General features: G+C 47.0%; 20 protein-coding genes and 1 pseudogene. 12 read left to right on the top strand and 9 right to left on the bottom strand.

The genetic code is table 11. The features are described 5' to 3' along the window. Window positions 1-23: 23 nt before the first annotated feature. Window positions 24-1,352, bottom strand: coding sequence for an MATE family efflux transporter DinF (gene dinF / locus IE163_RS04120; RefSeq protein ID WP_189430528.1), 1,329 nt, complete (start codon window positions 1,350-1,352; stop codon window positions 24-26). A 189-nt stretch (window positions 1,353-1,541) separates the two neighbouring features. Between dinF and IE163_RS04115 the strand changes: the two genes are divergently transcribed. Further along, on the top strand, window positions 1,542-2,456 hold the full coding sequence (locus IE163_RS04115) for a hypothetical protein (RefSeq protein WP_189430526.1): 915 nt from the start codon (window positions 1,542-1,544) through the stop codon (window positions 2,454-2,456). Window positions 2,457-2,480: 24 nt separating this feature from the next. On the opposite strand, the gene IE163_RS04110 is transcribed toward IE163_RS04115, so the two are convergent. The 3 genes from IE163_RS04110 to IE163_RS04100 all read right to left on the bottom strand — a co-directional run bounded on the left by IE163_RS04110 (window position 2,481) and on the right by IE163_RS04100 (window position 3,968). Further along, on the bottom strand, window positions 2,481-2,819 hold the full coding sequence (locus IE163_RS04110) for a tRNA-binding protein (RefSeq protein WP_189430524.1): 339 nt from the start codon (window positions 2,817-2,819) through the stop codon (window positions 2,481-2,483). A 109-nt stretch (window positions 2,820-2,928) separates the two neighbouring features. After that, window positions 2,929-3,345: a VOC family protein gene (locus tag IE163_RS04105; RefSeq protein ID WP_189430522.1), complete on the bottom strand. Its 417-nt coding sequence runs from the start codon at window positions 3,343-3,345 to the stop codon at window positions 2,929-2,931. A gap of 173 nt (window positions 3,346-3,518) precedes the next feature. Beyond that, window positions 3,519-3,968: a GNAT family N-acetyltransferase gene (locus IE163_RS04100; RefSeq protein WP_189430520.1), complete on the bottom strand. Its 450-nt coding sequence runs from the start codon at window positions 3,966-3,968 to the stop codon at window positions 3,519-3,521. Between the two features lie 284 nt (window positions 3,969-4,252). Here IE163_RS04100 and IE163_RS04095 point away from each other — a divergent pair, with 284 nt between their 5' ends. Beyond that, window positions 4,253-4,504 (top strand): type II toxin-antitoxin system Phd/YefM family antitoxin, encoded by a 252-nt coding sequence (locus IE163_RS04095; RefSeq protein ID WP_189430518.1) that lies wholly within the window; start codon window positions 4,253-4,255, stop codon window positions 4,502-4,504. Beyond that, the gene (locus IE163_RS04090) at window positions 4,494-4,778 is read left to right on the top strand and encodes a type II toxin-antitoxin system RelE family toxin (RefSeq protein ID WP_189430517.1); all 285 of its coding nucleotides are present in this window, start codon (window positions 4,494-4,496) and stop codon (window positions 4,776-4,778) included. The genes IE163_RS04095 and IE163_RS04090 overlap by 11 nt, the downstream gene beginning before the upstream one ends. A gap of 224 nt (window positions 4,779-5,002) precedes the next feature. On the opposite strand, the gene IE163_RS04085 is transcribed toward IE163_RS04090, so the two are convergent. Then, window positions 5,003-5,917 (bottom strand): LysR family transcriptional regulator, encoded by a 915-nt coding sequence (locus IE163_RS04085; RefSeq protein ID WP_189430515.1) that lies wholly within the window; start codon window positions 5,915-5,917, stop codon window positions 5,003-5,005. 117 nt (window positions 5,918-6,034) lie between these two features. Here IE163_RS04085 and IE163_RS04080 point away from each other — a divergent pair, with 117 nt between their 5' ends. Continuing rightward, window positions 6,035-6,673 (top strand): NAD(P)-dependent oxidoreductase, encoded by a 639-nt coding sequence (locus IE163_RS04080; RefSeq protein ID WP_189430514.1) that lies wholly within the window; start codon window positions 6,035-6,037, stop codon window positions 6,671-6,673. Window positions 6,674-6,749: 76 nt separating this feature from the next. Here the strand turns inward: IE163_RS04080 and IE163_RS04075 are convergent, their stop codons facing one another. After that, window positions 6,750-8,705 (bottom strand): methyl-accepting chemotaxis protein, encoded by a 1,956-nt coding sequence (locus IE163_RS04075; RefSeq protein ID WP_189430512.1) that lies wholly within the window; start codon window positions 8,703-8,705, stop codon window positions 6,750-6,752. A 340-nt stretch (window positions 8,706-9,045) separates the two neighbouring features. Between IE163_RS04075 and IE163_RS04070 the strand changes: the two are divergent. The 3 genes and pseudogenes from IE163_RS04070 to IE163_RS04060 all read left to right on the top strand — a co-directional run. Further along, window positions 9,046-9,858: pseudogene (locus IE163_RS04070) on the top strand (family 43 glycosylhydrolase); the annotation flags it as partial. Window positions 9,859-9,951: 93 nt separating this feature from the next. Next, window positions 9,952-10,533, top strand: coding sequence for a cytochrome b (locus IE163_RS04065; RefSeq protein WP_229833423.1), 582 nt, complete (start codon window positions 9,952-9,954; stop codon window positions 10,531-10,533). A 172-nt stretch (window positions 10,534-10,705) separates the two neighbouring features. Beyond that, window positions 10,706-12,007 carry a ribonuclease J gene (locus IE163_RS04060; protein ID WP_189431621.1) on the top strand — a complete coding sequence of 434 codons (1,302 nt, stop codon included), beginning with the start codon at window positions 10,706-10,708 and terminating at the stop codon, window positions 12,005-12,007. 8 nt (window positions 12,008-12,015) lie between these two features. Here the strand turns inward: IE163_RS04060 and IE163_RS04055 are convergent, their stop codons facing one another. After that, window positions 12,016-13,038, bottom strand: coding sequence for a LacI family DNA-binding transcriptional regulator (locus tag IE163_RS04055; RefSeq protein WP_189430508.1), 1,023 nt, complete (start codon window positions 13,036-13,038; stop codon window positions 12,016-12,018). A gap of 441 nt (window positions 13,039-13,479) precedes the next feature. Between IE163_RS04055 and IE163_RS04050 the strand changes: the two genes are divergently transcribed. Both IE163_RS04050 and IE163_RS04045 read left to right on the top strand, forming a co-directional pair. Further along, window positions 13,480-16,155 (top strand): TonB-dependent receptor, encoded by a 2,676-nt coding sequence (locus IE163_RS04050; protein WP_189430506.1) that lies wholly within the window; start codon window positions 13,480-13,482, stop codon window positions 16,153-16,155. Between the two features lie 66 nt (window positions 16,156-16,221). Continuing rightward, window positions 16,222-17,241: a cupin-like domain-containing protein gene (locus IE163_RS04045; RefSeq protein ID WP_189430504.1), complete on the top strand. Its 1,020-nt coding sequence runs from the start codon at window positions 16,222-16,224 to the stop codon at window positions 17,239-17,241. 22 nt (window positions 17,242-17,263) lie between these two features. Here the strand turns inward: IE163_RS04045 and IE163_RS04040 are convergent, their stop codons facing one another. Next, window positions 17,264-19,855 carry a family 20 glycosylhydrolase gene (locus IE163_RS04040; protein WP_189430502.1) on the bottom strand — a complete coding sequence of 864 codons (2,592 nt, stop codon included), beginning with the start codon at window positions 19,853-19,855 and terminating at the stop codon, window positions 17,264-17,266. Window positions 19,856-20,072: 217 nt separating this feature from the next. Between IE163_RS04040 and nagK the strand changes: the two genes are divergently transcribed. The 3 genes from nagK to IE163_RS04025 are packed head-to-tail and all read left to right on the top strand — an operon-like array spanning window position 20,073 to window position 23,485. Further along, window positions 20,073-21,005, top strand: coding sequence for an N-acetylglucosamine kinase (gene nagK / locus IE163_RS04035; RefSeq protein ID WP_189430500.1), 933 nt, complete (start codon window positions 20,073-20,075; stop codon window positions 21,003-21,005). Further along, window positions 21,005-22,123 carry an N-acetylglucosamine-6-phosphate deacetylase gene (gene nagA, locus IE163_RS04030; protein WP_189430498.1) on the top strand — a complete coding sequence of 373 codons (1,119 nt, stop codon included), beginning with the start codon at window positions 21,005-21,007 and terminating at the stop codon, window positions 22,121-22,123. Before nagK ends, nagA begins: the two co-directional genes overlap by 1 nt. Window positions 22,124-22,156: 33 nt before the next feature. Next, window positions 22,157-23,485: a sugar MFS transporter gene (locus tag IE163_RS04025; protein ID WP_229833464.1), complete on the top strand. Its 1,329-nt coding sequence runs from the start codon at window positions 22,157-22,159 to the stop codon at window positions 23,483-23,485. 185 nt (window positions 23,486-23,670) lie between these two features. Here IE163_RS04025 and nagB read toward each other — a convergent pair whose 3' ends face one another. Further along, window positions 23,671-24,465, bottom strand: a complete 795-nt coding sequence (gene nagB / locus IE163_RS04020; protein ID WP_189430496.1) for a glucosamine-6-phosphate deaminase — start codon at window positions 24,463-24,465, stop codon at window positions 23,671-23,673. Between the last annotated feature and the right edge of the window lie 195 nt (window positions 24,466-24,660).

The following is a 24,660-nucleotide window of genomic DNA, read 5'->3' as shown; positions in this document are numbered from 1 at the left end:
GGCGCTGTGTTTTAAATAGCGCTTTATTTAAGTAAATAAGCTGCTCCGTAACGATACAGCGGGATGGCTAAGGTGATGCCGCGCAATAACATAAACACTGAGAGCGCTAACCAGAGCCCATGGTTACCCAGCGGTTGAAATAGCCAATAACTTATGGCAAAGCCGCTAAACGCCATCACCATAGCATTGCGCATGGCGCGCGCTTTAGTGGCGCCAATATAAATACCGTCGAGCAAGTAGCTCCAGACGGCCAGTAAGGGTAGGGCAATTAGCCAGGGTAAAAAAATGGCCGCTTGCTCGCGTACTGCAGTTATCGAGGTGAGCAGGGCGATAAGGCTATTGCCGCCCAGCCAATAGCCTAATGAAAATACACTGCCAAGTAGCAGCCCCCAGCACGCCAGAATACCAAAGAGATCCTGCATTTCTGCGTTGTTTTTAGCGCCCACCGCTTTGCCAGTGGTAGCTTCTGCGGCGTAAGCAAAGCCATCCAGCGCGTAAGACACTAACATTAAAAAGGTCAGCAACACGGCATTAGCCGCGACCACCGTATCGCCAAAGCCCGCACCGCGAAAGGCAATAAACACAAACACCAGCTGCAGGCAGAGGCTGCGGATAAAAATATCGCGGTTAAGCGCAAACAGGCGTTTATAGCCGCTAAGCTGCTTTAGTTGCGCCACGCTTATTGCGGGCAGTTGCAGTTGTTGCCAAAGCCTTTTGACTAAATAAAGCCCCAGTAGCAAGGTGCTGTAATCGGCTATCACAGATGCCGCGGCCACACCGGCCACTTTCCAGCCAAAGCCCAACACAAAGAGTAAATCCAGCACAATATTCAGGCTTTGAGTAAGCACTAACAACAGCATGGGATAGCGAGCATTTTGCAGCCCTAAAAACCAACCCAGTAGCACCATATTTAACAAGGCCGCAGGCGCACTCCAAATGCGCACCTGAAAATACACCGCCGCCTGAGTTAACACCTCGCTACTGGCGCTGCTTAGCTGCTGCACCAGTGACATTACCCACGGATGTAGCAGTAACAGTATGGCTGCCAAAACCAGCGCGAGTAACGCTGCTTGTAGCAAATTATCACGCAGACCTTGGTTGTTTTTGGCGCCAAACGCCTGCGCAGTGAGGCCCGTGGTGCTCATCCGTAAAAAGCCCAGCAGTAAAAACAACAGGCTTATTAAACTGCTGCCCAAGGCCACTCCGCCCAGATACCAGGCATGCTCTAAGTGCCCGACCACGGCGGTATCTACCAATGACAGCAGTGGAATTGTCAGATTAGAGGCGATCATTGGCAGAGCAATTAATAACAGCTGCTTTTGTTTGGGATGGCGCAGTAGAGAAAAATGCATCAGAAGAAAAGATCACCAGCAATAAGTTGAAAAGTATCATCAGTTGCAAGTGATCCTAACATAGTTTGCCAGCATGCTGGTTAATATGGCGGGGCGAGTTATCAGGAATGTGGTATTTAAAAATGTTGCTAAAGCTTCTCACTGCCAGGTCGATAACAGCAGTAACAGTGAAAAGTGATCGGTTGGCTTATGACGGTTTCAATTTCTTCTCAGCCTGTTTATAAGCGTGTCTCTCAGGGGGGAGCTCAGAGCTATTTGGATAATAAGCCCAAAGTGGCAGAAGCTGTGTTACCTCACACTCAACCAGACACTACCGCAACAGATAAAACAGAGTCGACCAAGGTTAACTTGAGTTTAGCTGCTTTGGCAAAGCAAGGGGGCAGTTCTGCGCTAGCGGATGCGCAGCGCCAAATGGCTGAAGATAAGAAAGCCAAGGCACGTGAAAGATTAGCTGAAATTAAAGAGCGGGTTGATCAGCTAAAGCGCTTGGTTGCGCTTTTTGGTAGCATGGCCCCTAAGGCATTATTGCGTGAGCTGCAACAATTAACGGGCGAGTTAAAATCCGTTGCTAAAGATCTGAAAGAAGGCTGGGAGGCCAGTTCCCCCAGCAGTTCTGTTACTTTAACCATCAACGATGCAAATGTGATGTCTAGCGCTACTTCAGAGGAAAATCCTGGTGAGACGATGGCGATATCGCCAGAAGATGCCGCAAGGCTCACTGAGCAAATTGCCGAAGACGTAAGCAGTGATAAGCTGTTAGCCGCTACAGCAGCGGATAACAAGCACCCAAATCAAAGCGACAGTACAATGTCTTCAGATAAAGGGTTGCCAGAGACAGTGCTGGCAGCGTTACAGCAACAAACTGAAGAGGCGCAAGCCAAAAAACAGCGCAGAGAAGATCAGCAGCAGCTACAGGAGGTCATTGGCGATATGCAATTGCTTTTCAATATTTTAAAAGCACAATTGCGTCAGCAAGACCGCGATAAGGATACCGATAAGCAGCTGGATAACATTAGTGAGCAGCTTGCTGATAGCGGCAAACTCGCTGCAGAGCTAACTAATGCTAGCAACGAGGCCGCCTGGCATATCAACATAACGGTTTAAGTACTGAGTGTTTCTGCTAAGGATTCAAAGTAATCGGGTACCTAGTGGCACCTCATGCTCCGGTATACATAACGATACTTCACCATTGGCATTATGAAAGCCAGTAACCAGACATTCCGACATAAAGGGGCCAATTTGTTTCGGCGGAAAATTAACGACCGCAACCACTAATTTGTTCACGAGATCTTCTGGCGTATAAAGCGCGGTAAGCTGAGCACTGGATTTTTTAATCCCCAGTTCCGGGCCAAAATCTACCTGCAGTTGATAAGCCGGTTTGCGTGCTTTGGCAAAGGGCGTTGCGGCAATAATGCGGCCAACCCGTAATTCAACCTTGGTAAAGTCTTGCCATTCTATTTGCTGCATAACAGTTGTTACCTCTTAGGCTATATTCTTGTGCGTGTAAAGCGTTCCTATCGCGACTTCTTGTCGCCAATACCTCGGCATGCAGCTAGCTGCAGAATCTTAACGGTTGCTATCTATTGGCCATAGGATGCTCAGGGTTAAGCTGCAGCAAATCCCAGCGGTTACCATATAAATCTTCAAACACGGCAACAGTGCCATAATCTTGCTGTTGCGGCTCGCGCACAAACTTAACCCCAAGCGTTTGCATACGGGCATAGTCACGCCAAAAGTCGTCGGTATTTAGAAACAAAAATACCCGTCCACCCGTCTGGTTACCAACAACAGCAGCTTGCTCTGGCTTGGTGGCTTTCGCTAGTAGCAGGGCAACGCCATGGGAATTGGGCGGCGCTATTACTACCCAGCGCTTGCCTTGTTCTGGTTGTGCGCTATCTTCGAGCAGGTCAAATTGTAGCTTATTCACATAAAAATCTATCGCCTCGTCGTAGTCTTTAACGACCAGCGCGATATAAACAATATTCTGTTTCATTTATTTACCTGTTTCCGCACAAAGTGACAGATTCCGTTACCAAGAGTAACGCCAGCGCGTTCACTGCAACCGTAATGAAGGTAAGAGGCCGCTTTTTTTTTAGCGCTAGGGGCGTTATCACTGTATAGGTACAGGAGCCCGTGTTCGCCAATCAGCGGGCCTTTCTCTCAAGTTTAAAAAATGCACCTGCTAAGCGTTTTGAAAAATACAATTTTGCCCTCGCTACCAGAAACACTGTCTTCTAAACCGACAATTTCATAGCTGTTTGCTATAAGGAGCTTTAGCATGCCGGGGAAGCGATTCATGGATTTAACCTTAATCTGTGTATAGCCAGCGTTTAAAACCCATTGCTCTTGATAGCTAAGCAGCAGCGTTGCAATACCCTGTTTTCTATATTCCGGTATGACACCACCTAGCCAACTATAAAATATCTCTGCTGTTAATTGATAGCCGACTTTATAGCCAACAATAACGCCATCAAGCTTTGCTACTAAGATTAAACTAACAACGCCATCCAACTTACTGTGCAATCGCTCAAGAGTCGTTGCCTGCGCAAACTCCGGAATTTGCTTGCTGATAGCGACAATATCGGCAGGGGTACCAGTTTCAATTTTTATAGTCATAGCTCAACAACAGGGATAAGGCTTAATCGGCAGACCTATCGCTATTTAAACACGGATTTATCCATTTTGGAAAATTTAGGTCGATAACCACAATTGGCTTTTTGCTGACTGACAAGCATTGAAAGATAGTCAATGACACGAAGACTTTTAGCGTCTGTCCTGTCACTATGAGCGAAAAGCAGAATTTCAAGGCAACTAATAACTGTTATGCCTAAAAGCTCGTAGTACCTAATAGAAAATTGAGCTAATATATGACCATAATTTAGAGCTAAATAGAGGTTTTTATGCGTCAGGTATTAGCGGACTTCTCTGTAAGTATTTCAGAGTTAAAGAAAAATCCTTCAGCTTTGCTTTCTCAGGCAAGTGGTTCACCTATAGCAGTGTTAAATCACAATAAACCTGTAGCCTACCTGATTCCAGCGGAGACCTACGAGGCTATGATGGGTATGCTCGAAGACTATGAATTGGCGCTGCTGGTTGAGGAGCGTCGTGGCGACAAGGATCACGCTGTAACGGTGTCTTTGGATGACTTATAAGCTGCGATTTCTTCCGGCTGCGCTTAAGGAATGGGAAAAGCTTGCTGCGCCGATCAAAAGCCAATTCAAGAAAAAGCTGGCAGAGCGATTGGATGATCCGAGAGTGCCTGCTGATAAGTTAAGCGGCTTTGAATCCGTGTACAAAATTAAACTTCGCTCTGCTGGATATCGATTAGCCTATGAAGTTGTTGACGATGAGCTGTTCGTGTATGTGCTTGCCGTAGGCAAGCGGGAAAAGGGCAAGGTTTATTCGTCTCTCAAAAAGCGAACTTAACATCACGTAGAGCATACCTTACAAAGGGTTGCGTTTTCTTTGGATACTTTCTTTTGGCAAAGCAAAAGAAAGTATCTCGCCAAAGGCGAAAGCTTTGCTAAGCGGTGTAACCGCTGAAGCAAAAATGATGCTAACAAACTAGCCATCCGCAGGATAAATGACTGATCTTGGCACAATCCAGACTTCTAGCAAGGTACTTTGTTCTAAAGATCACAATCAATTCACTAAACCAACAGTTGATACTGCTGTAAAAAATCAACAAAGGCGGTTACCCGAGCCGGGCGAAAGCGTCCTGGTGGGTATACTGCGTAAATACCGGCTTGCGGCAGTTCCCAATCTGGCAGTAGCCGCACTAATTGCCCGCTGCTAACTAACTCACGGGCGCTGTAGTCGGGTAATATGCCAAGGCCAGCGCCGGCCAGCATAAGTGCAGTAATAGTATGAGTAGAGCTGGTTTTAAGCGGTGCTTGCAAATACTGCTCTACTTGCTGTTTTGCCCCGGTATGCGGGTGAGTGCGGCTAAAAGTCCATTGCTGCGGCTGGTTTAACGGCGTAAAGGCAATAAACGCATGGCCTGTCAGATCTTGTGGCTGCTGCGGTGTGCCAGCTTTCTCCAGATAAGCCGGAGCGGCGAGTAACCATTGTTCAAAGCGGCCAAGCTTGCGCGCGGTTTGATTGGAGTCTTTTAACCAACCGGCGCGGATAGCTAAATCGATACCCTCTTTGATTAAATCCTTTACCTGATCGCTGCTGCGAAATTCTACCTCTAATGCCGGATGCAGCGTCATAAAGGCGACTACAGCGGGCGCCAATATGCGGTTGGTGTAATCTTCCGGCGCGCTTAACACCAACTTGCCTTGTAATATTTTGTCGCTGCTTTGCAATTGCTGTAAAGCATGTTGCAGTTCGTCCAGTAGCGGCAGACAATCGCGCAGTAGTTGCTCGCCAGCCCGGGTCAGGCTTAGCTGACGTGTAGTGCGGCGAAAAAGCGCCACCCCCAGTTGTTGCTCCAGCGCTTTTAGCTGCAGGCTAATGGTAGTTTTACTGCAACCCAACTGTTCGGCGGCTGCTGTAAAGCTGCCGGCCTGCGTCAGGCGCTGCACCAGTTGCAGGCTATTTAAATCGGTTTGACTTAGCATGATTGTTTTAATTTTTTAAACAGTGATTTTAATATTAGGCTATTTTTCTGTATTAATCGAGCAGCCATAATGCCATCACATTAATTGTTCAGACAGCAAGCTTGTGAGGAAAATAGTATGGAATTAGTTATTTTAGGGGCATCCGGTTTTATTGGTTCGGCGATTACTGCCGAAGCACTAAGCCGCGGATATCAGGTGACTGCGGTGGTGAGTCGTCCAGAGCGGTTGACGGCACAACCGGGGTTAACAGTAGTGGGATTGGATATTAATGATACCAAAACGCTAACCCGGTTATTACAAAATAAAGCGGTAGTGATCAGTGCTTTTAGTGGGCATGCGCAACAAGATGTTAAAGCCTATTATTTGCATGCCTTTCAATCGGTTTTAGCGGCGGCTACAGCAGCTAAAGTTGGGCGTTTATTGGTTGTTGGTGGCGCGGCTAGCTTATTACTACCTGATAATAGCCGTTTGCTCGATAGCCCGCAGTTTCCACCTGAATACCGTGCTACGGCTGAGGCCGCGGCAGACGCTTTGCACTTACTGCAGCAACAGCATGCGCTAAACTGGAGCTTTTTATCGCCGGCAGCCGAGATTTTTGCTGGTGCAAAAACGGGGCGCTTTCGTTTAGGTTTAGATCATTTGCTAACAGATGAGACGGGCAAAAGTCGCATTGCCAATGCGGATTATGCAGCAGCCTTACTGGACGAAGTTGAGCAGCTAAAACACCAAAATCGGCGTTTTACTGTTGCCTATTAGCGCCGCGCTTATCAGCCAACCCAGGTCAGCAGTGCTGACCTGGGTTATTTGCCTTTTTATGTAATTTTGTTTTTCCTTAGACTCTAAACTGCCCGGCAGAATGCCCTAAGGTTTGTGCCATCCCCAGCAGCTGTTGCGTACTCACAGCAACTTGCGAAATTGCTGTGCTATTTTCTTCTGCCGCGGCACTTAATCTTGAGATGCTGTGTGCCAGCGTCGCGGATACGGTGGTTTGCTCTTCGGCCGCGGTGGCAGTTTGGATCATCAGGTCTTTTAAGGTGGCGAGTCTACTGCGGATATCGGTTACGGCGGTCGCCATGCTTTGTGCCTGTGTCAGGGTCTTTTCTGACTCGTTAGCACAGATCACACTGTGTTTCGCTAACGAGTCTGATTGCGTGGTAATGCCATTAAGTACACTCGAAATGTCTTTTATTGCCTCTTGCACCCTAAAGGCTAATTGTCTGACTTCATCGGCGACTACAGCAAAGCCGCGGCCATGTTCACCCGCTCTGGCGGCTTCAATGGCAGCATTGAGCGCCAATAAGTTAGTTTGCTCGGCAATGGCGTTAATCACGGACAGCACCACACTGATTTTTTTACTGTCCTGATCCAGATGGGCAACTTCTTGATGAATTTGAGTAAAGCTATGCATAGTGTGTTGCAAACTTATCTGCGTCGCCTCCAGGGTTTTAACCAGATGTTCACCCGCCTGCTGGCTCGCTTTTACTTCATCGGCCGCAAGGGCTGAGTTTTTGCCAATTTCGGCAGCGGCATAGCTCATTTCTTCTACTGCGGTGGCCAGCATATCGGTTTCTCTGGCTTGCAGTTGAATACTGCCATCGGCTTGCGTTATCGCGGCAGAGTTTTGCGTGGCGGTCATTTCCAGCTCTTTACTAATGCCCATTAATTGGGCAATTAAGCCTTTTAAGGTGTGCTGCATTTTGGCCAACCAACCCATGACATGATTCGGTTTATCGGGCACTTGTAACTGGGTAGTAAAATCGCCCGAAGCAATCACACTGGTCAGTTGGCACATATCATTTGGCTCACCACCTAGCGGAGTAATCACAATACGGCATACCAGTTGCGCGGCCAATACCGCAAGCAGCACGGCAATGGCGCTTAATATTAAACCGCTAACGAGCATGCGCTGGGCGGGTGCGGTGATCTCGGCAATATCAATTTCGGCCAGCAGTGCCCAGCGCACACCAAACATATCAATAGGCGCATAGGCAGACAGTACCGGGTTATTATTGTAGTCGTTTACTCTAAGTACGCCGGATTGCCCAGCGAGTGCTTGTTGCACGGCTGCGGTGTCTACGCCATTAATAGCTACAGAGCCGCGAAAAGAGGCCTGAATATTACGGTTAACCGGATCAAGAAAAGAGTCTGAGCGCATACGGTTATCGGTGCCGACCAGGTAGGTTTCGCCGCTTTGCCCCATCCCCGCGCGAATTTGCATTACGCTGTTAATTTTATCTATCGAGAGTTGTGCTGCCACCACGATGGCGTCGCCGCCAAGGTTAATTCGCTTACCCAGAAAAGCCGCTGCTTCATTATTGGAAGGTGCATAGGGCGAAAAGTCAGCCATTAGTAAACGTTCTGGTTGGCTTTTAACAGCTTGATAGAGCTTTCCCAGGCCAGAATCACGGTAGGGACCAGAATTAAGATTTGTATGTAAATCAGCTTCTTTGGCAACGGTATAAATGATATCGCCCTTGCTATCGATCACAAAAATATCGTAGAAGCCCAATTGCTGATTAATACCCGGTAAGCTTTGTTCTAATTGGTCGATTTGCTGCAGGGTAGTTAGTTGAGATACGCTGGAGATTGCTACTTCTAACCCCGCTGAAAATTCGTTGAGCATAGCAGCGATATTGCGTTCTTTAATTTCTCGTACTGCAATCAGTCGGGCTTCTGCTTCAGTAAAAAGCTCACTGCGCGCTAGCAGAGTGATGACGGTAGTGGCGATAATTAACGGCAGTAATACTATTATCAAGCTGATAACTTTAATTTTATTGCTAAAGCCCATTTGTACTTTCCTTGTTAATTCGCGTTAACCTATGTTGTCAGTAAATAAAGCATCAGGTTTTCATTTGGTCAAACTTAGTGCAGCAAAATGTATTCAATCTTCCAGATTAGTGTTAATAAAAGATGACACTAATTGAATGATGCGCAATGTTTACGCCTGATGGCGTACCGGGGAAGCGGGGCTTTTGTGTTAATTGTGGAAGTTTTTGTTAGTTTTTAGCGAAATGTTCGCACTAAATGCGGTGACTTTGGCATGCTGCGTTGCAGATAGCAGGCCGCTATCGCTAAGACAAAGTAGGTACTAACAATGAAAAAAGCCTTATGGTTATTGGTGGCAGGCTGATTTTCATATGAAAGACTGGCATGTATTTTCTACAGCTGATTTGGTTAATTGGCAGGCGCACGGTGCCGTGTTGTCGGTAGATGACTTAAGCTGGGCCGATGACTATGCCTGGGCACCGGATGCGGCCTATAAAAAGGGTAAATACTATCTGGTGTTCCCGGCCGGAACGGGTGTCAAAGATCGGGCTAACCCGGCCAATAGCACCAAGTGGATGGGGATAGGGATTGCCGAGAGCGAATCGCCCATTGGCCCTTTTAAAGATGTTATCGGTACGCCGCTCTGGCGTGAGCCTTATGCCAATGATCCGGCTTTATTTATTGATGATGATGGTAAAGCCTATCTCTATTTCCACGGTATTGATTTTGATTACTACGTGGCAGAAATGGCCGACGATATGCGCAGTATCAAGGGTGATTTTCAGAAAATGGATATGGGCGGCTATGAGCCGAAGATGGAGGGCCCCTGGGTATTTAAACGCAACGGTCTGTACTATTTTACCATGCCCGAAGGTAATAGAGTGCTAACCTACTATACCGCGGCTTCGCCCAAAGGTCCCTGGGCCTACCGTGGCGTGATAATGGCGCAAGAGCACCAGAGTAATAATCATCACTCGATAGTCGAGTATCAGGGGCAGTGGTTGCTGTTTTATCATCGCTGGCTGGATACACCCGAATCAAGGTGCAACAAACGCCAGCGCCATACGGCCGCTGAGTACTTACATTTTAACGACGATGGCAGCATAGTACCGGTGATCCGCACTAAACAAGGGGTGGGTGACTTCCCTGACAGATTGCGGGCAAAAGTTCGATAATTTGAAGCTTAGTCTTCAATAAAATTTGTTTTATTTGTGCCTGGTTATCGCGCAAACTTGAGGTTGGTACTTGGTTTAACAGGTTTTAATCTGATGCTCAAAAATTCTGCAACACATTACGGCAGCGTCGCCAGAACGCTGCATTGGTTAACCGCTGTGCTGTTTTTACTGGCCTATATTGTAGTGTATTACCGGCAATGGTTTACCGAAGCGCGCACCCCCGAGAACTGGACTGCGCTGCAGTTGCACCTGTCTTTTGGTGTGACTATTGCCGTGTTGGTGATCTTAAGAGTGTACTGGCGTTTAACTAACCCGCAACCCCAACCAGAACCCGGCTCGGCGTTAATGCATAAGGCCGCGCATTTTGGGCATCTGGCTTTATATGCCGTGCTCATTATTATGCCGCTGACGGGTTATTTGGGTACCGGGGTAGCGACTGAGTACTTTTTTCTGTTCGATATCCCAAAGTTTGAAGACACCTGGCTGTTTCAGACACTGGTAGCCAATACTATGGGGCTGAGCTTTGAACAGTTCGAAGCGCCAATGGATTTTATTCATAAAGAGGGCGGTGCTTATCTGGTTTGGGTGTTGATTCTAGGTCATGCGGCAGCAGCGCTTTATCATCATTTTAAACTTAAAGATCGCACCCTGCAAAAAATGCTTAGACCCAAATAACCTGTTTTGCCGTATGTACTGCTTTACCGTATAGTAATAGGCTTGATCTAGCAGGGAAATTACGTTGCCTGCTATTAAGGGGGCTATTTTGGGTAAGGCAGTAGTATTCGATACACAGCCCGGTATAAAAGATTTGTGGTTTCTGCCTTTAGGCGGTTGTGGCGAAATTGGTATGAATTTAAATTTATACGGCCACGCCGGGCAATGGTTAATGGTCGATTGCGGCGTGACCTTTTATAATCCGCTGCAACCCACAAACCTGGCTACCAGTGACAACCCGCTCACTGCCGAAGTGCAGGCAGCTGATCCCAGTTTTATTAGCCAGCAACGCGAGCGCCTGTGCGCTATTGTAATTACCCATGCGCATGAAGATCATATCGGTGCTTTGGTGTACCTTTGGCCTCGTTTGCAAGCCCCGGTATATTGCACGCCTTTTGCTGCCGAAATATTGCGGCGTAAAATTGCCCGCAGCGGTTTGTCGACCGACATGCCTATTATTGAAATTCCACCCGGTGGTACCTGTCAATGTGGCCCCTTTTTAATCAACTGGCTTAGTATCACCCATTCGATCCCAGAGCCACAAGCCCTGTTAATCACAACGGAGGCTGGTACGGTGTTTCATACTGCCGATTGGAAAATGGATGCAGCACCGATCTTAGGTAGGGCTTTTAAACCCCAGGTATTTAAACGACTGGCCAAGCTGGGTGTTACCGCCATGGTGTGTGATTCGACTAACGCCTTAAAAAGCGGTTTTTCGCTATCAGAAACCGCCTGTTATCAAGCGCTGTTAGAAGTCATAAAGCCGGCTAAACAGCGGGTGGTGGTAAGCGGCTTTAGCAGCAATATTGGCCGTTTAATAAGCCTTGGCCGGGTGGCGCAGCAAAGTGGCCGTTATTTAGCGTTGTTTGGTCGGGCCATGGAGAATATGTTAGGTGCTGCCCGGCAATGCGGTTTCTGGCCAGAAGATATCCCGCTGATTGAAGCGGGCCATATCGGCTTTTTGCCAGCCGAGGAAGTACTCGTGGTGGCCACTGGCAGTCAGGGTGAACCGCGCGCAGCCTTAACCAAGCTGGCTGAAGATCGGCATCCGCAGTTGCTGTTGGAAGAAAACGATTTAGTGATTTTTAGTGCCATCATGATCCCTGGCAACGAGATGCTGATCAGCCGGTTAATTGACAAGTTTAAAGCAAAAAAAGTACAGGTGTTGCAGCCAGCCGATACCCTATTACCTATTCATGTATCGGGGCACCCAAACCAAGGCGAATTGGATTTACTCTATCGTTATGTTAAACCCGCTATCGCTGTGCCGGTACATGGGGAAGCGCCGCATATGCGGGCGAATGCCGAGGTAGCTCGACAAGCGGGTGTACCACAGCAATTACTCGGCCAAAATGGCGACCTTTTTATTCTAGCGCCGCAAGCCCGCTGCTGGCAGAACTTTGTCAAAGCCGGGCGTATTGCTATTGAAAATTAGCGCAGGTGCTAAAGATCGTTGCGGGTGGATTCTCGTACTACTAATTCAGGCACAAATACCGGCTGCTCAAAGTTGCTTGGTTTGCTGCTTTGCTTACTGGCTTTAAATAGCAGCTCTGCTGCCTGGCGGGCGATGGTTTTATTCGGCTGATTGGCGGTGGTTAGCGGCGGCCAGGTTTGGCGCGAGAAAGGGCTGTTTTCAAAGCCGGCAATGGCTAATTGTTCAGGAATAGTAATTTGCGACAGCCTGGCACAAAATAGGGCACCGGCGGCAATTTCATCATTACAGGCAAAAATTGCTGTGGGTTTATCTGCCATGGCCAGTAATTTTTGCGCGCCCTGTACACCCGATTCAAACGAATAAGTACCCGGGATAATGCAGTCCTGGTTTAAGGCAATACCTCTTTTGGTTAACGCTGCCTGGAAACCTGCTAAGCGTTCGCCGCTGGAGCTATGTTCTTCATCACCGCATAAAAACGCTAATTTACTATGCCCCTGATCCAGTAAATGATTGGTGATGCGAAAGGCAGCGGTAAAATCGTCTACCAGCACACAGTTTTTAAGCTTAGCCGAGGGCGTGGAGCCAGAGATTATACGAACATAATCGATGCCTTTTGTGTCCAGGGCAGTGGCAATTTCCGGCATTTCAGAAAAGGGTGGGGTCAGTACTAACCCCGCTAAACGTGAACGTTCAACCAGCTCTAACACTTCCTGTACTATGCCGCTAGATTTGGCGTTAGTCGGATGAATAAGCAATTCATAGCCATGTTTGCGGCAGGCTTCCAGTAAGCCATTCTGCATATCAATAATATAGTAGGCATTAGGATTGTCATACACATAGCCAATACTATAAGACTTGCTGCTGGCCAAATTGCGAGCCGCAGCATTTGGTTGATATTGCAACTGCTTAACAGCCGCCATAACTTTGTCAAGGGTGTCCTGACGAACTGATGGTTCATTGTTCATCACCCTAGACACGGTTTTTATCGATACCCCGGCCAGTTTGGCTACATCGTTTATAGTGACTTTCATCTTCGCTTCATCTTACTGTTGGCTGCATATTATGCGGTTGTTTGTTGAGTAACCGCAATTGCTTTATAGCATTATGACAGCGCTAGTCAAAAAAGCTTCTAAGTTATAGCGCAAATTTTGGTGTTGTGTGATATTTTTTTCGCGGTTAATCTGATGTTTTAACGAAAAAAACTAGCAGATACAAGAAAATGCTTAATCTTCACATTAGGTTGTATATTACTTATTACATTGAATTTTATTGCTTAATCCTCACTTGTATAACATTTCTACCTTGTCTTATTAGCTGGTTGAATTAACCAGGAACTATCATATTAAAAGAGCTGCTTAAAAAAACAGCGCAAGTTATTTGCAAAGCTAGATTTTTTTGTGTATGGTTAATTTATGACAGCGTTGTCATAATCATAACAACAAGACTACAAAACAGGAACGGGAGAACCCCCCATGCTTAACCAAAAGATCGGAATTTGTGCTTTAGCAGTAAAAGCCGCATTATTGACCAGCGGCCTAGGTGTCACATCAGTTGCATTTGCTGCTGAAGATGTTAATGCAGAACAGGATGTAGAAGTTATCCAGATCCGTGGTATCCGGGCATCGCAACAAGCGAATTTAAATGCCAAACGATACTCAGATGCAGTGGTGGACGTGGTCACTGCAGAAGATATTGGTAAGTTTCCCGATCGCAATGTTGCTGAGTCACTATCCAGGATCACCGGCGTGGGGGTAAGCAGAGAGTTTGGTGAGGGTGAAAAAATTACGGTTCGTGGTGCTAGTTCCGCCACTAACAGAACCTTACTGAATGGGCAAACGGTAGCAACAGCAGACTGGTTTATTTTGGATAATCCAGGGCGGAGTTTTAACTACACCATGTTGCCGTCAGCCTTAGTGTCTGACTTGGAAGTCTACAAATCTCCGATGGCCAGTATAGATGAGGGCTCTATAGGTGGTACTGTGGTTCTGAGAACTCGTAAACCCTTAGATTTAGATGCAAATAGCGTCAATATATCGATGGAAGGTCAATATTCTGAGATGTCAGGTAAGTGGGATCCGCAACTTTCCGGGCTCTATTCATGGAAAAATGAGCACGATACGTTAGGTATTCTCGTGTCTGCTATTAAGCAAGATCGTACTGTAGTTCGTGAAGGCTTTGAGATTTTGGGTTGGCCCAAAAACCCCGGCTTAGATGCGCGTTTACCAAGCCATATTGGTGTGCCGCGGTTTGAGCAGCAGCGGGAACGTGAGACCTTATTTGCGTCATTTCAGTATGCGCCATCTGCCAACTTTGAGATGACAGTAAATGCACTGCACTCAAAAGTTGATGCTAATAACCAAAATGCCAACTGGTTAATTTTTGTTAATAACGATGCAGCATTACTGGGTAATACCACCAAAGTAGATAACAGTATTGTGGCTGGATCTGTAGCGGCAGGAGGAACGGCAGCTTATAACTTTATTAATCGAGTTGCTTCAACTGAAACCAAGGGTATCGATTTTGATTTTACCTATCGTGCCGATAATTATGAGCTACATGGCCAGTTTGGTACCACTCGCGCCAAAGGCGGCACATTAAGAGAAACCTCTTGGGAATACGTAGCAACCACTGGCTATAACTTCGATTTACGGGGTAGTACACCAAGCGCCAGCACTGAGGTGAACGCTGCGGATCCGGCACAATTTAGAGCTGGTTGGATCTGGGGTGGTGAAAAACCTACTACGGATGAAGAAAATTATGGTCAATTGGATTTAAGTCTACCGGTTGATTATGGGGTATTTAAGCAGATAAAAACCGGCGTAAAACTGCGCGCGGCAGAGCGAACTCAAGGGCGAACTGCATACAGCTGGCATGGCCCTAATACGCTTGCAGACGCAAATTTAGCGCCTGATTGGCCGGTATATCTTCAGTATATTTTTGATACTTGTCCAACGTTAGCTCAATGTAACTTAACCACTGGCAGTCAAAATATTAATGCTGCTGTGAATGGTAATTTAGGGCAGCAAGTTATTCATAATCGTGATCGGATGGAAGAAATTGCCTTTGTTGGCTTGAATGGCGTGAAAGCCGATTATGCGAAATCGTTAATTCTGGCAGAAAACTGGGCGGTAGAAGAAGATATCACAGCCTTGTATGTGCAAGGTGACTTTGAAGGCGAAGGTTTCCGCGGTAATTTGGGGGTACGCTATGTTGATACCCGCCAGACATCAGGTGGTTACGAATTCTCAGATGACAGTTGGGGTTTCTTAACCATTGATCGTGAGTGGTTGCGTCCAGCCGAACTGGCCTGGGTAGAGGTTAAAAATAGCTATAAAGAAGTATTACCTAGTTTCAATATTGCCTTTGATTTAACCGATGATTCCTTGTTACGCTTTGGTGCCGCCCGGGTAATGGCTCGTCAAAATTGGAATGATATTTCGACCGCTATTAGCTATGGTTCTCTAAATGTGGCTCAGCCTACCGGCACCGCAAGTAACCCTATGCTAAAACCACAAATTGTTGATCAGTTCGATTTAAGCTATGAGTGGTATTTTAATCCATCGTCAATTTTCGCTGCGACTTACTTTATGAAAGACGTGAAAAGCTATCGCAGTTTCTCAACCTTTGTGGACCAGCGCTACTGGGAACAAGAGCAGAAGATGGTCGATGTGACCTTTACCCGACCAAGCAATGGCCCTGGAGGTCGTACTCAGGGGATGGAACTGAGTTATCAGCAGGCCTTTGGTGATTTCGGGGTAATGGCTAACTATACCTATACTGATGCTAAACGTGATGAAGAACGCGATCTTACTAAGCCTGGTTCGGGATTGGTAGAAGGAACCTCTCGTCATATGTATAACTTAAGTGGTTATTATGAAACAGATTTGTTTAGTGTTCGCTTGATGTATAACTATCGTACAGAATGGTACAAAGGGCTACATTTTAATGGCGATGAGTTATGGAACGATGGCTACGGTCAGGTTGATGCCAGCATTAGCTACAACCTAACCGACAGCATTATCCTGTCGTTTGAAGCGGTTAACTTAACCAATGAGCGAGTCACCGAATACAACACCGATCCAGCGCGCTTATTCTCAATTTATGAAAATGGTCGTCGTTTTGTTGCTGGGATCCGGATGGCGTTTTAATTAATTCACCCTGGAGTAAAAAGCTGATACAAGGAGGTATCAGCTTTTTTTTTGGAAGCAAATCTAATGCGAAGCATTCCCGAAGTTAACCATATTTCCCCTGAGTACTTTCAGCAAGAGCTTCTGCCTAAAGCTGAGCCGGTTGTGATAAAAGCTGCTTTACAGCATTGGCCCCTTTTTCAGCAAGCGCAAAAGGGGGACGAAAATCTGTCTCGGTATTTGCGTCAATTAGATAGCGGTACAGAGTTTGATACATTGCTGCTTGCACCTGAAACTGACGGGCAAATTTTTTATGCAACACAAGGTGTGGGGTTTAATTTTGAACGTCGCCGTTATCCTGTATCTATTGTCGCGCAACAATTATTACGGACAAAAGCACAGCCTACTGCTGTTCGTATAGCCTTACAAAGTGCATTAATAGAACAGGCGTTACCTGGTTTTACTGCTGCGCATCCACTTGCCTTGTTACCGGCAGCGAGTACTGGTCGATTATGGCTTGGTAATCAGGTTCAGGTACCGGCACATTTTGATGATGGACATAATTTGGCTTGTGTAATTGCAGGTCGGCGTCGTTTTACCTTGTTTCCACCTGCGCAGGTGGCTAATCTCTATCCAGGCCCTGTTGATTATGCGCCAACAGGAACACCCATTAGTTTAGTCAATTTTGCTAAGCCCGATTTGCAGCGCCATCCTCGTTTTGAAGATGCGCTGGCGGCAGCCTGGCAAGCAGAGCTTGCACCCGGAGACTTGTTATATATTCCGCTCTTGTGGTGGCATCAGGTAGCGTCACTTGACAGTATGAATATGTTAGTCAACTTTTGGTGGGGTGGCAGTTTAGCGCCACAGGCAGTCGCACCAGCACCGTTTGATAGTGTATTACACAGTTTATTAAGTTTAAGACAATATACCGCCTCGGAACGAGCAGCATGGGGGGCACTGTTTAATTATTTTGTTTTTGATCAGCCCGCTAATGCAGCGGTGCATATTCCGGAAAAAATGCCTGCTTTACAGCGTAAAACAGGCACCTTGGAGAAAGAGCAGCTTGTTAAAATTCGTCAGTGGTTAAGCTCGCAGTTATCTGAATAAAGCTGCCATTACACCTTTATTTTTAAAGCATGATTACCCGGCTGGTTACCTCACCAAGCCGGCTTCTAACCAGAATAACCTTATTTTGTGCACGCAAAGGTTGGTTGTAAATTTGCCAGGTCAAGCCCTGGTCTTGGCTATATTCTGCAATAAGATTTGGCCATGCAAGATTGATATGCCATCTCTGTTGTTGCAGCTGTGCGCCTGGTGCTGGCAAATAATGCATGCTGCCACTTAGCTGTAGGCGCGTAAGTTCTACGGCACTTAGGCGGTTAGCAAAGCTTTGCCAATCCGCTCTGGCTGAATCACTGGCTTTTTCTGGCTCCCAACTGCCTCTATGCCAGGCACGCTCGGCCAGTGCCAACAGCCTTGGATAAATCATTTGTTCTAACTGCTCTGCGGTGCGGATGGTTTCACTCCATACCTGACCTTGAATACCTAGCATATTTTCAGGCTTCTCCAACGCCGGTAGCGGACGGCCAAGTAGGGCGGCTAAATCGGTGATCGGTGTGCCGTCGCGCTTCAATTCAGCATTATGATAGAGATGATCCGGCCGGTAGAAAAATACCCGCTCAGTATCATTGTAACGGGTAGCCCAATAGTAACCGCGCTCTTCCGGGTGTGCTTCCTGTGGATGATCAAAGTACAAATTAGTACCCGCCGATTGCACTACATGGTACCCCGCATTAGCAAAAACGTAGGCCCGATCACCATAACCCCACTCCCAGATATTATCCCAGGCATTAACCAGTACGTGCTTATTGTTAAACTGTTGGCGTGGAAAGGGCGTTTGCGGATCGGCCATCAAACCATCTTCCCAGGCCGCTAAGGCCAAGTCCCGGTTGTTCGCCAGTTCTGCCACGCGGTTAATAAAGTAAGGTTTAAGATCAGCAATACTGTTTACTTGCGGATGGGTTTTGATGAGGTCCTGACAGGCAGGGGCATGTTCCCAGGCTCCTTTGGCAACCTCATCTCCACCCATATGAAATAGTGTTAGTGTTAATCCGGCTTCTTGATACATAAGTTGTAATTCGGCAATAACCTTGTCAATAAAGGCATAGGTTGATTCCTGGCAAACATTCACCGCATTATCGGTATAACGTTGAACACTAAGGTACTCTGAGTTATCAACGTTTTCTGTTAACCGGTAGCGTAAAGCCTCTTCAGCCTGCTCGGCCATATTGTAGTGCTGATAACGGGCTTCCATAGCTTTGATGGCGGCTCTGGCATGTCCTGGTAAATCTATTTCCGGAATCACCTCTATATGATGGGTTCTGGCAAATTTTAGCAATTCAATAAATTCAGCTCTGCGATAAAAACCATTACCTGAACCTGATGGATGTGGGCCTGTGCCCAGTTGGGTTAATAAACACTGCTGTTCGGTGAGATCAAAACAACGTATCGCGCCAATCTCTGTGAGCTCGGGTAACCCAGGAATTTCGATGCGCCAACCTTCGTCTTCGGTTAGATGCAGGTGTAGTTTGTTTAGCTTGTAGCGACCCATTTGCGCTATTAGGCGTTTTGTTACCTCTAGCCCATGAAAGTTTCGCGCCATATCATAGTGCATACCGCGCCAAGGATAGCGTGGCGCGTCATCAATTTCCAGTGTAGGTAGCGTGAGCATATTACTACTCTTGTTTTCAGGAAGGGCTGCCAGTGCCAGCAAACTTTGAATACCATAAAAAACCCCTGCCGCATCATTACCAATAATAGTTATCGCGTTTGGACGAACGCTAAGTTGATAACGTTCCGCCTGTTTGAGTTTGGCATCGACTGTTAAGCTAAGCGTAGCAGTGGCGCTATTCGCTGGCAGTTCCGCCTGCAGTGGCAGCGCCAGCTCGTACAGCTGTTGCAACTGTTGTTGTAAGTACTGGCCCTCTGCAGTTGTTTCTTTAGTTGTAATAATTTGCCAATGGGCATCAATCTTACTGTGGCCGCTTAGCATTGTCAGCTGTTGTACCTGAGGGATAATACGGTGGACTGCTGCCTCAGCTAAGTTTGGTTGTGTGCTGTTATTTGATTTCTTCGCTGCGTCGGCGTGTTTGGCAAAACGTTGCTCATTGGTCATAGTAGCAATTTTGTCGCCATCATCAATATTCCTAAGTAATTGACGCGGCTCGGTTAAGGGACGAACAAACTGTTTAAAATCTTCTGTATCGGTATTTAAAAAAATCTCAGGCGTCAGTCCAGCTGCTACCATAAAGGCGCGAGGCATAAAGTCGCTGTAACTTATCATCCAGGGTGATGCTTCAAAATATACAGTGAGTCCTTTACCTGCTGGTAAGCCATTGAAGATGGTAGTGGGGGCTAACTTATACAGATCGCCTTGAATATGTTCAATTTTCAAACCGGCACTTTCGGTTGTTGGGATTTTTCGGATAAAGTGGAAGTAAATTATCCAATCTGCTGCACCTGCCGGTAGAGCTTGTGTTGAATTGTTTACTAACTCAATTTGCCCTTTAAAACGACTGGATGTAGCAAGCAGATTATCGGTAACACTAAACCATAGCTCAGTATTTTGGGTAAACTCAGCAAGTTGGGCTTGAGTTTTAAATTCTGCCAAACAGCTACTGCTGAAAAAGCTTAATAAGATCAGTAGATAGAATCTTTTCATTTGCAGATATCTCCGCAGTTGCTAAAAAAAATGCCGTTGTTTTAAACAAGGCTCTTGTTATTTACTGTAATTACGATATGCTGAAAAAAATGACAACGCTGTCAATTTCGCAAAGCCCTGTCTGGATGTCAAGTTAATTTGTACCAGGTCAGCAGAAAGCCGCTAGCGGAATCAATAAGCAGATAATTAAGATAGTCCAGCAGGTCAAGGAGTGCTGATGACGAATAAAACGCCAGCTTACCCACCTTATTACTTAGGTATTGATGGTGGTGGCAGCAAATGTAAGGTGGTACTCACAGATGCCGCTTTTACGGTATTAGCAGAGGGATTAGGCGGCCCAGCTAACCCGCTACGGGGAATGGATGTTGCAACGCAATCTATTCTGGATGCGACCTATCAGGCGCTTGCCAAAGCTAGTTTGCCAGCCTCGGCTATCTCAGAGGTTATCGTTGGTGCAGGCTTAGCTGGCGTGAATATTCCTGAATATCACCAGCGCTTTAGTCAGTGGCAACATCCCTTCGCCCAATTGCATTTAACCAGCGACTTACATGTGGCCTGCATGGGAGCCCATCAAGGTAGAGATGGTGCAGTCATTATTTGTGGTACGGGTTCTTGTGGTTTAGCGTCAGTAAACTCACAGGTGTTGGAAGTAGGCGGCCATGGTTTTCCCTATGGTGATAGTGGCAGCGGTGCCTGGTTTGGTTTGCAACTATTGCAGCGGGTGTTACGAAGCAAAGATGGTTTGTTAGCGCCCACGCTAATGACAGATCTATTGCAGCAATTATTAGGTTTACGCGATTCGCTGGCCATTGCCAGCCATTTTATGCATGCAACGGCAACAGAGTATGCGCGTTTGGCGCCTCTGGTATTTGCTGCAGCTGAGCAGCAGGACGCGCAAGCCCAACAGATCATTGTCGAAGGCGCCGAGCATATCAATGCTATCGCCGAGCGGTTATTAGCGCTATCGCCACCTGCCATTACCCTTATCGGTGGCCTGGCACCCAAGCTGGTGCCTTATCTTGATGGCAATATCCAAAAGTTGTTGGTACCTGCTATTGAATCACCTGAGTTAGGCGCTATTTGGTTTGCGCGCAGTGCCGCGACTCAGAATATAAACCATGCTGATACGTTAATAACGGAGGTGCTTTGATGCAGCGTTTTGCCGTAGCAAAATTATTTGATGGTGAAAACTGGCACGAGCAGGTAGAGGTGTTTGTTGAAAACGGCATGATTAGTCACATTCAGCCGAGCAACGGTGCGGTATTAGCCGGTATGTTGGTCCCTGGTTTTATCGATCTGCAAGTTAATGGTGGTGGCGGTGTGCTCTTTAACACGGCGCCAGAGCTAGCAACCTTAACGCGGATGATGCAGGCACATAGCCGTTTTGGCAGTACCGCCATGTTGCCCACCTTGATCACCGACGATTTACGTGTGATGCAGCAAAGTGCCGATGTGATTGCTGCAGCCATTTCGCAAAGGGTACCTGGTATTTTAGGGGTGCATTTTGAGGGGCCTCATTTGTCGGTGCCCAAAAGAGGCGTGCATCCGGAACAACATATTCGTCGCTTGTCTGAACCGGAATTAGCACTTTATACCAGAACTGACTTGGGTATCAGATTACTCACTGTTGCACCAGAAAATGTGACACCGGCGCAAATCGCCCAGTTAACGGCGGCTGGCGTCTTTGTCTGGCTAGGCCATTCCAACGCCGATGCACAAACAGTGCAGCAAGCGCTGGCCGCTGGAGCATGCGGTTTTACCCATTTATACAATGCCATGTCGCCACTGACTTCCCGAGAGCCGGGTATGGTGGGCGTAGCGCTTACCGATCCACACAGCTGGTGCGGTTTAATTTTGGATGGTTTACATATGCATCCAATAGCCGCAAAGCTGGCTTTGTTAGCCAAACCCAAAGGGAAAGCATTAATTGTTACGGATGCCATGTCACCAGTAGGAACCGATGAGACGGAGTTTGCTTTTTTTAGCGGTAAAGTGATTCGGGATGGCAATAAGCTAACCAACGAAGCAGGCGCTTTGGCTGGCTCGGTACTGGATATGGCTGGCGCAGTGCGCTATGCCATTGAGAGGCTTGATGTTGCACCGGCGGAGGCGCTGCGTATGGCTTCGTTATATCCGGCAGAGGCTTTGGGTATAGCAGCGCAGCGTGGTCGCTTATTACCGGGGTATGCCGCGGATATGGTACTACTTGATCCTAACTGGTCGGTGCAGAATTGCTGGATAGCCGGCCGTGTACAGTACGCAAACTAACAATAACTAAAACAACACTCGACAGGAAGCATGATGGAAAAAACACTCACTTCGCAAAGTCGTCAATCGACACTCTCGCCGATGTTAATTATCGGTACCTTATTCTTTGTCTTTGGGTTTGTGACCTGGCTAAATGGCGCCCTTATTCCGTTTTTGCAGATAGTCTGCGAGCTGAATGAGTTCCAGGCATTGTTGGTCACCTTTGCTTTTTATATTGCCTATACCGTTATGGCCTTACCCATGTCATTTTTGCTTAATGTCTTGGGGTATAAAAAAGGCATGTTAGCCGGTTTGCTGATTATGGCCGTGGGGGCATTATTATTTATCCCCGCAGCGCAAAGTGCCTGGTACCCACTGTTTTTATTAGCATTATTTACGCTTGGCACCGGCTTAACTATCCTGCAAACGGCTACTAACCCCTATATTGTTTGTATTGGCCCACATGAAAGCGCTGCGATGCGCATAAGCATCATGGGGCTGGTAAATAAAGCGGCTGGTATTATTGTGCCGGTGGTCTTTGCGGCGCTGGTACTAAGTGATATTGAGCAGTTCTCAGCAGACGCTCTGGCATTACTTACCGCTGCAGAACGGCAAGTACAACTAGCAGAATTATCTGCCCGCTTGGTATTACCGTATGTGTATATGACCGGTGCACTTCTGCTATTAGCAGTATTTATTTGGTTTGCACCCTTACCCGAGTTGCCGCAGGAAGAGGGCGTTGATGCCAAGGGTAAAGGCTATATTAAAGCCGCATTTGCCTATCCACAGTTAGTGTTAGGCGTAGTGGCTTTGTTTTGTTATGTCGGTGTGGAAGTGATAGCAGGCGATACCATAGGTTTATATGGTAGCCAGCTTGGGGTAGCCCACTTTGGTATTTTAACCTCTTATACCATGAGCTTTATGGTGCTGGGTTATATCCTCGGTGTGTTGCTTATTCCGCGCTATTTGTCGCAAAGTTTAGCCTTAAAGCTCTCGGCTATTTTTGGATTATTGTTTAGTTTTGGCGTGCTGTTCTCATCTACTAACAGCCAGCAGTTGTCGCTCTGGGTCTTTGGTTGGATGGGCATACCTGTGGTGCCTGATACGGTATTTTTTGTGGCACTACTCGGTTTAGCCAATGCGTTGGTTTGGCCTGCGGTCTGGCCTTTGGCGCTAGCAGGCCTGGGCAAGCTTACTGCCACAGGTTCAGCAATGTTAATTATGGGGATTGCTGGCGGGGCGTTGCTACCGCTGACGTATGGCTATCTGGCAGAAACCTCTGGTAATAGCCAGGGTGCTTACTGGATTTTATTACCTTGTTACCTCTTTATCTTATTTTATGCCTTTAAAGGCCATAAATTAACGGCATGGTCACGCAAATAACTACGGCCACTAATGCATGGCCGCCAACCGCATGCTAGCGCTGGATGCGCTGCGCGGTTTGGCAGTGGCATTAATGATTTTGGTGAATACACCGGGTTCCTGATCTTACGTGTATTCACCCTTTTACCAGCCCACTTACCGAGTTACGTATCCTGGGCCCTACGCTGTTTGTGTAGGTTAGTTGGTTAAGAGCGCCCCAATCTCGCTAAGAGTTGTTCATTCTCTTGTTCGATATGACGATAAAAATCGATATTTGCTAGCTGGCTTGCTGCAGCCTCGTCTAGCACCACTACTGCGTTTTGATGCAGTTGCAAAGCAGAGGCGGGGCAGCTGGCGCTTAGTGGCCCCTCAATCATAGCTGTTACCGCAGCCGCTTTACTTTCACCTGTTGCCAGTAATACTACCTTACGAGCATCCAGAATAGTGCCAATACCCATAGTAATAGAAAGATGGGGTTGATACTCATCAGCGCTAAAGAAACGGGCGTTATCGGCAATGGTTTCTTTGGTCAGGGTTTTAATTCGGGTGCGCGAGCGTAATCCGGATGAGGGCTCATTAAAACCTATATGACCATTACGGCCCAGGCCGAGTAATTGTAAATCTATACCACCTGCATTCAGAATTTGTTGTTCATAGTCCTGACATGCTTTTAGTGGATCGGCTGCTGACCCTGCCGGTACTGCAGTATTTTCTGGTTTAATATCAAGGTGATTAAACAGCTGCTGCTGCATAAAGTAGCGGTAGCTTTGAGGGTGTTCTGCTGCGAGTCCCAGATACTCATCTAAGTTAAAGGTTTTTATCTGGCTAAAGCTTAATTTGCGGTTTTGGTATGCGTTGATAAGTTGTTGATACAGCGCTACGGGAGTTGAGCCTGTTGCTAACCCTAGTACAGAGTTGGGTTTTTGCGTGATCTGGCGGATAAAAATAGCAGCACCATATTCGGCAACAGCTGCGGCATTGGGTTTAATCACAACTTGCATGTACGGACTCTCCGGCAAATTAAGGCAACAAATAAGGTGTCAATGTAGCAGAAGTTAGCTAAATTGACAACGCTGTCATGCTTGTTCTCGAGCGCTTTAATATCGGCCAATCAGCCTACAGTCTTATTAATCATTAAATTTTATCTGAAGGCATGGCAAGCTGGTTACTGCTGCATTATGCTGAGTATAAATAAT

This window comes from Alishewanella longhuensis (assembly GCF_014653435.1).
GTDB lineage: Bacteria > Pseudomonadota > Gammaproteobacteria > Enterobacterales > Alteromonadaceae > Alishewanella > Alishewanella longhuensis.
The sequence above is the reverse complement of the archived record's forward strand: the minus strand, read 5'-3'. Positions and strand labels throughout refer to the sequence as shown.

Excerpts from the sequence above, each read along its gene's own strand:
- dinF (WP_189430528.1), bottom strand. The coding sequence starts at position 1,352 with ATGCATTTTTCTCTACTGCGCCATCCCAAACAAAAGCAGCTGTTATTA.
- IE163_RS04115 (WP_189430526.1), top strand. The coding sequence starts at position 1,542 with ATGACGGTTTCAATTTCTTCTCAGCCTGTTTATAAGCGTGTCTCTCAG.
- IE163_RS04110 (WP_189430524.1), bottom strand. The coding sequence starts at position 2,819 with ATGCAGCAAATAGAATGGCAAGACTTTACCAAGGTTGAATTACGGGTT.
- IE163_RS04105 (WP_189430522.1), bottom strand. The coding sequence starts at position 3,345 with ATGAAACAGAATATTGTTTATATCGCGCTGGTCGTTAAAGACTACGAC.
- IE163_RS04100 (WP_189430520.1), bottom strand. The coding sequence starts at position 3,968 with ATGACTATAAAAATTGAAACTGGTACCCCTGCCGATATTGTCGCTATC.
- IE163_RS04095 (WP_189430518.1), top strand. The coding sequence starts at position 4,253 with ATGCGTCAGGTATTAGCGGACTTCTCTGTAAGTATTTCAGAGTTAAAG.
- IE163_RS04090 (WP_189430517.1), top strand. The coding sequence starts at position 4,494 with ATGACTTATAAGCTGCGATTTCTTCCGGCTGCGCTTAAGGAATGGGAA.
- IE163_RS04085 (WP_189430515.1), bottom strand. The coding sequence starts at position 5,917 with ATGCTAAGTCAAACCGATTTAAATAGCCTGCAACTGGTGCAGCGCCTG.
- IE163_RS04080 (WP_189430514.1), top strand. The coding sequence starts at position 6,035 with ATGGAATTAGTTATTTTAGGGGCATCCGGTTTTATTGGTTCGGCGATT.
- IE163_RS04075 (WP_189430512.1), bottom strand. The coding sequence starts at position 8,705 with ATGGGCTTTAGCAATAAAATTAAAGTTATCAGCTTGATAATAGTATTA.
- IE163_RS04065 (WP_229833423.1), top strand. The coding sequence starts at position 9,952 with ATGCTCAAAAATTCTGCAACACATTACGGCAGCGTCGCCAGAACGCTG.
- IE163_RS04060 (WP_189431621.1), top strand. The coding sequence starts at position 10,706 with ATGAATTTAAATTTATACGGCCACGCCGGGCAATGGTTAATGGTCGAT.
- IE163_RS04055 (WP_189430508.1), bottom strand. The coding sequence starts at position 13,038 with ATGAAAGTCACTATAAACGATGTAGCCAAACTGGCCGGGGTATCGATA.
- IE163_RS04050 (WP_189430506.1), top strand. The coding sequence starts at position 13,480 with ATGCTTAACCAAAAGATCGGAATTTGTGCTTTAGCAGTAAAAGCCGCA.
- IE163_RS04045 (WP_189430504.1), top strand. The coding sequence starts at position 16,222 with ATGCGAAGCATTCCCGAAGTTAACCATATTTCCCCTGAGTACTTTCAG.
- IE163_RS04040 (WP_189430502.1), bottom strand. The coding sequence starts at position 19,855 with ATGAAAAGATTCTATCTACTGATCTTATTAAGCTTTTTCAGCAGTAGC.
- nagK (WP_189430500.1), top strand. The coding sequence starts at position 20,073 with ATGACGAATAAAACGCCAGCTTACCCACCTTATTACTTAGGTATTGAT.
- nagA (WP_189430498.1), top strand. The coding sequence starts at position 21,005 with ATGCAGCGTTTTGCCGTAGCAAAATTATTTGATGGTGAAAACTGGCAC.
- IE163_RS04025 (WP_229833464.1), top strand. The coding sequence starts at position 22,157 with ATGGAAAAAACACTCACTTCGCAAAGTCGTCAATCGACACTCTCGCCG.
- nagB (WP_189430496.1), bottom strand. The coding sequence starts at position 24,465 with ATGCAAGTTGTGATTAAACCCAATGCCGCAGCTGTTGCCGAATATGGT.